Origin of the sequence: Flavobacterium sp., assembly GCF_031423415.1 — a bacterium.
Taxonomy (GTDB): Bacteria; Bacteroidota; Bacteroidia; order Flavobacteriales; family Flavobacteriaceae; genus Flavobacterium.
Genome location: NZ_JANPFL010000080.1, coordinates 1 through 4,709 on the forward strand (window position 1 = coordinate 1; position 4,709 = coordinate 4,709).

The window sequence follows — 4,709 nt, forward strand, 5'->3', positions numbered from 1 at the left end:
CTTTCTAAATGTGAAACCGCTGGTTTCGCATTTGCATTTTCCAAATGTGAATCAGCTTGGTTCACATTTGAATATTCAGTAACTAATTGCTTCATAAACTGAAGATTTCGAGGAGACCAACTCACTCCTTCTCCAATTAACTGAGGTAAATCCTGACTAAGCATTAGTATAACCGATTTTCCCCAACCGAATTCCTCTTGCTTTTTTATAATCAATTCGCCAATATTCCAATACAATTGATTGGAAATAGTTTGGACAGATTGAACGGCTTGAATGCGATGGTTTTGAACCAAACCAGCAACTTCATCTAATAAAAGATGATAAATTTCTGATTGTATTTCGTTTTTTTGGCTCATTATTTCTTCAAACTATCTTTAATTTTTTTCATCAATTCTGAACCACCGTTATTCAAAATTTCTTGGGCTAAATTATATCCTAATTTTTTCCATTCTTGAATTGGAACAACCTTTTCGACTTCAATTTTTTGTTTTCCATCAATAGATAATAAAATCCCTTTAAACGAAATTTCATCTTCATTGAAGATAGCTAATGCGCCAATTGGTGCTGTGCAACCGCCTTCGAGAGTTCGAAGAAATTGACGTTCTATATAGGTACAAATATCGGTTTCGAGATCGTTTAATTTGGCAACAGCTTCTTTACAAAATTCGTCATTTTGCATTGCGTGTATTACCATGGCTCCTTGTGCTGGTGCAGGAATCATCCAATCAAGATTAATAAAATTTTCTGGTTTGATGTTTATTCTTTCCAATCCTGCTGCAGCAAATATGGCTCCGTTCCAATTGTTATCTTGTAGTTTTTGCATTCTGGTATTCACATTTCCACGCAAATCGACCACTTTATGATTTGGATATTTGTTGAGCCACATCGCTTGACGGCGCAAACTTCCTGTAGCAATTGTGCCAGAATTTTCTAAAAAATCTAGGTTTTTGTTATAAACCAAAATATCTTTTTCGTTGGCTCGTTTTAAAACGGCGGCTTGCATCATTCCGATTGGCAAAGCCGTAGGAACGTCTTTCATAGAATGAACAGCAATGTCGATTTCGCCATTTATCATGGCAATGTCTAGTGTTTTGGTAAAAATTCCAGTAATTCCGAGTTCGTAAAGAGGTTTGTCTAACAATAAATCTCCTTGTGCTTTTACCGCAACAATTTCGGTTTTATATCCTAAATCGTTGAGTAATTTCTCGACTGTTTTGGCTTGCCAAAGTGCGAGTTCGCTATCTCGAGTTCCTATTTTTATTGTTTTATTTACCATTATTATTTTTGAAACATTAAGAAATTAAGGTTCATTAAGATTAGTTAAGACTTAATGAAAACCTTAATTTTTCTTAACTTCTTAATGTTTAAAATTACTTTTATTATATCTGAAATACTTTTTGAATCCACCCAATGCTCTCATCAACCATTGTATCTTCATCTTTGAGATGATTTGCAAAATGATTTGTTATTTTTTGAATGATGCGATTGCTAATCAGTTCTGCTTGCTCTTCATCAAACGATGATAATTTTTTACGTTGAAAACTCAATTCTTTTTCTTTAATAGTATTCAATTTTGCTTTCAAAGCATGAATGGTTGGAGCATATTTTCTGCCATTCATCCAAACAATAAATTCGTCTTTTATTTCTTCAATGATAGCTTCTGCCGCAGGAATATGTAGTTTTCTGTTTTCGAGTGTTTCATCTGTAATTTGCGATAAATCGTCCAAATGTATTAAAGTTACATTTTCTAAATCTTTTACATTCTCGTGAACATTTTTTGGAATCGATAAATCCAAAATCAACAATGGTTTTTTTAAGTTTAAAATTGCTTTGTCAATGGTTGGATTTTGTGCTCCAGTTGCTACTACAACTACGTCTGTTTTTTGAAGTTCGAGTTGCAAATCGGCATAATCTTTAACAATCAAATTGAGTTTTCCGGCTAGTTTTTCAGCTTTATCTTTTGTTCTGTTTATTAACGTTATGTGTTCGTTTTTAGAATGTTTTACCAGATTTTCGCAAGTATTTCTACCTATTTTTCCAGTTCCGAAAAGTAAAATGTTTTTATCCTTGATGTTCTCTACATTTTTTAGAATGTACTGAACCGATGCAAACGAAACCGAAGTGGCGCCTGAAGAAATTTCGGTATCTGTTTTTATTTTTTTGCTGGCCTGTATTACGGCATTTACCAATCTCTCCATAAAAGTATTGGCTAAGCCGAGCAATTTACTTTCATTAAAAGCAATTTTTATTTGACTTATAATTTCAAAATCACCCAAAATCTGACTATCTAAACCTGTTCCGACTTTAAATAAATGAGAAATGGCTTCATGATTTTTATATACGTACGCTACTTTTTGAAAATCTTCTACTGTTCCATTAGAATTTTCACAAAGTAATTTGATTAATTGAAATGGGTGCTGTGCAAAACCGTAAATCTCGGTTCTGTTGCAGGTAGAAGTAACGATTAAACTCTCAATTCCTTCTTCTTTGGCTTGTAGTAATAAATTGGATTTAGATTGTGAGTCAATGCTAAATTTCCCTCTTATCACAGCATCGGCTTTCTTGTAATTTAGCCCAATGGCGTAAAAAGAAACGTGCTTAGACATTGTATTGTTCTCCATAGTTTTCACTTCAAGTAAAAAGCACAACAAAAGTATTACTATCGTCTTTACAAAAGTAACGCTAGAAGGTCTATTTGTGTCGCTTAAAGATTTTTACAATTAAAAGTGTCTTTTTATCGTTATTTCTTTTAAATTTGTATTAAAATCAAGACTTTTTAATTTATTAATTTAGAACAATTCTAAATAAATAATTCGCTTTTGATTTTTATTTACTTAAAAAAATATCGCTGTGGGTTCTAGAGAAGAAATAAAAATTGATGACGATTTTATTTTAATTCGTTTTCAGAACGATTCCGACGAGAAGATTTCATTTGAACGACAAGTCCACAATGATTTGATTCAGTTTCATTTTGGGTTGAAAGGCAATGCTAAATTTATTTTCAATCAAGGCAATTATACTCTGGATTTGAAGGAAGAAAAATCCTTGCTTTTTTACAATCCGCAGAAAGAATTACCACTGCATCTGGAAATTGCGCCTAAATCTTGGTTGATTTCTATTTTGGTTTCTATCAAAAAATTTCACGGATTGTTTTCTACCGATGCCGAACACATTCCGTTTTTGAGCATAGAAAATCAGGATAAAAAATATTATGGTGAAGAAAATATTTCGCCATCAATGGCCATTGTCTTGAATCAAATGTTTCATTACAACTTAAATCCATCCATTAAAAACTTGTATTACAAAGGCAAAGGATACGAATTATTAAGTTTGTTTTTCAACAGAAACGAAGATCCCAATGCAGAGCAATGTCCGTTTTTGATTGATGAAGAAAATGTACTAAAAATAAAAAAAGCCAAAGAAATTATTATTGCCAATATGGCCGAACCGCCAAGTTTACAAGAACTTTCAGATCAAATTGGTTTGAATTTAAAGAAACTAAAAATGGGTTTCAAGCAAATTTATGGCGATACGGTTTACGGATTTTTGTTTGATCACAAAATGGAATATGCTCGAAAATTATTGGATTCAGGTTCTTACAACGTAAACGAAGTGGGTTTAAAAATAGGTTATAGCACAGGAAGTCATTTTATTGCGGCGTTCAAAAAAAAATTTGGTACTACACCGAAAAAATATTTGATGGCTTTGAATGTGAATGTTTAAAACCCAAACAACAAATAAAAAAACGTTAATCAAACCGATAAAAAAGTAAGATTTATTACTTTTATAAAAATTTTAAAATTACAATGAAAGGAGTATTATTAGTAAACCTTGGTTCGCCAGAAAGTCCAACACCAAAAGATGTTAAGCCGTATTTAGACGAATTTTTAATGGATAGATTCGTAATTGACGTTCCATTTTTATTACGCGCATTATTAGTACGTGGCGTTATTTTACAAACCAGACCCAAAAAATCGGCGGCGGCCTATGCTAAAATTTGGTGGGACGAAGGTTCGCCACTAATCGTTTTATCAAAAAGAATGCACAAAAAAGTGCAAGATTTAGTCGATATTCCAGTTTCGTTAGCAATGCGTTATGGTACAATTTCTATAATGAAAGGTCTGCAAGAATTGCACGATAAAGGCGTAACCGAAGTGATGCTTTTTCCACTATACCCCCAGCATGCTATGGCTTCTACTACTACAATTTTGGTTTTGGCAGAAGAATTACGAGCTAAACATTTTCCTGAAATGAAGTTTACAACCGTTCCTGCGTTTTACAACAAACCCGATTATATAAAAGTTTTAGCCGAAAATATCAAAAAACATTTGGGAGATTATGATTACGATCATCTTTTGTTTTCATACCACGGAATTCCAAAACGTCACATTCGCAAAACCGATATTACAAAATCGCATTGTAAAATTGACAGAACGTGTTGCAGTACACCATCGCCAGCGCATGAGTTTTGTTACAGCCATCAATGTTATGAAACTACGAAATTAGTAACTGAATATCTCGGAATTCCAAAAGAAAAATACGGTCAAACGTTTCAATCTCGATTGGCTGGCGACAAATGGTTAACACCATATACCGACACAACAATTAACGAAATGCCTAAAAAAGGCATTAAAAAATTAGCGGTTGTTACGCCAGCATTTGTATCCGATTGTTTAGAAACTCTCGAAGAAATTGCTATGGAAGCCAAT

5 protein-coding genes are annotated in these 4,709 nt (G+C 33.0%); 2 read left to right on the forward strand and 3 right to left on the reverse strand.

Going from position 1 to position 4,709, the window contains the following annotated elements; all coding sequences use genetic code 11:
- From RMO83_RS07435 to hemA, 3 genes are all read right to left on the reverse strand, one after another.
- Positions 1-356 (reverse strand): DUF1016 N-terminal domain-containing protein (locus RMO83_RS07435; RefSeq protein ID WP_310559044.1); only part of this gene is annotated, 356 nt, incomplete at its 3' end.
- Positions 356-1,276 carry a hydroxymethylbilane synthase gene (gene hemC, locus RMO83_RS07440; RefSeq protein ID WP_310559045.1) on the reverse strand — a complete coding sequence of 307 codons (921 nt, stop codon included), beginning with the start codon at positions 1,274-1,276 and terminating at the stop codon, positions 356-358. The genes hemC and RMO83_RS07435, both read right to left, overlap by 1 nt.
- Positions 1,277-1,379: 103 nt before the next feature.
- Entirely contained in the window at positions 1,380-2,621 is a 1,242-nt protein-coding gene (gene hemA / locus RMO83_RS07445; protein WP_310559046.1) for a glutamyl-tRNA reductase, read from the reverse strand.
- 229 nt (positions 2,622-2,850) lie between these two features.
- On the opposite strand from hemA, the gene RMO83_RS07450 reads away from it, so the two are divergent.
- On the forward strand, positions 2,851-3,723 hold the full coding sequence (locus RMO83_RS07450) for an AraC family transcriptional regulator (protein WP_310559047.1): 873 nt from the start codon (positions 2,851-2,853) through the stop codon (positions 3,721-3,723).
- An 83-nt stretch (positions 3,724-3,806) separates the two neighbouring features.
- A partial coding sequence (gene hemH / locus RMO83_RS07455) for a ferrochelatase (RefSeq protein ID WP_310559048.1) occupies positions 3,807-4,709 on the forward strand: 903 nt, incomplete at its 3' end.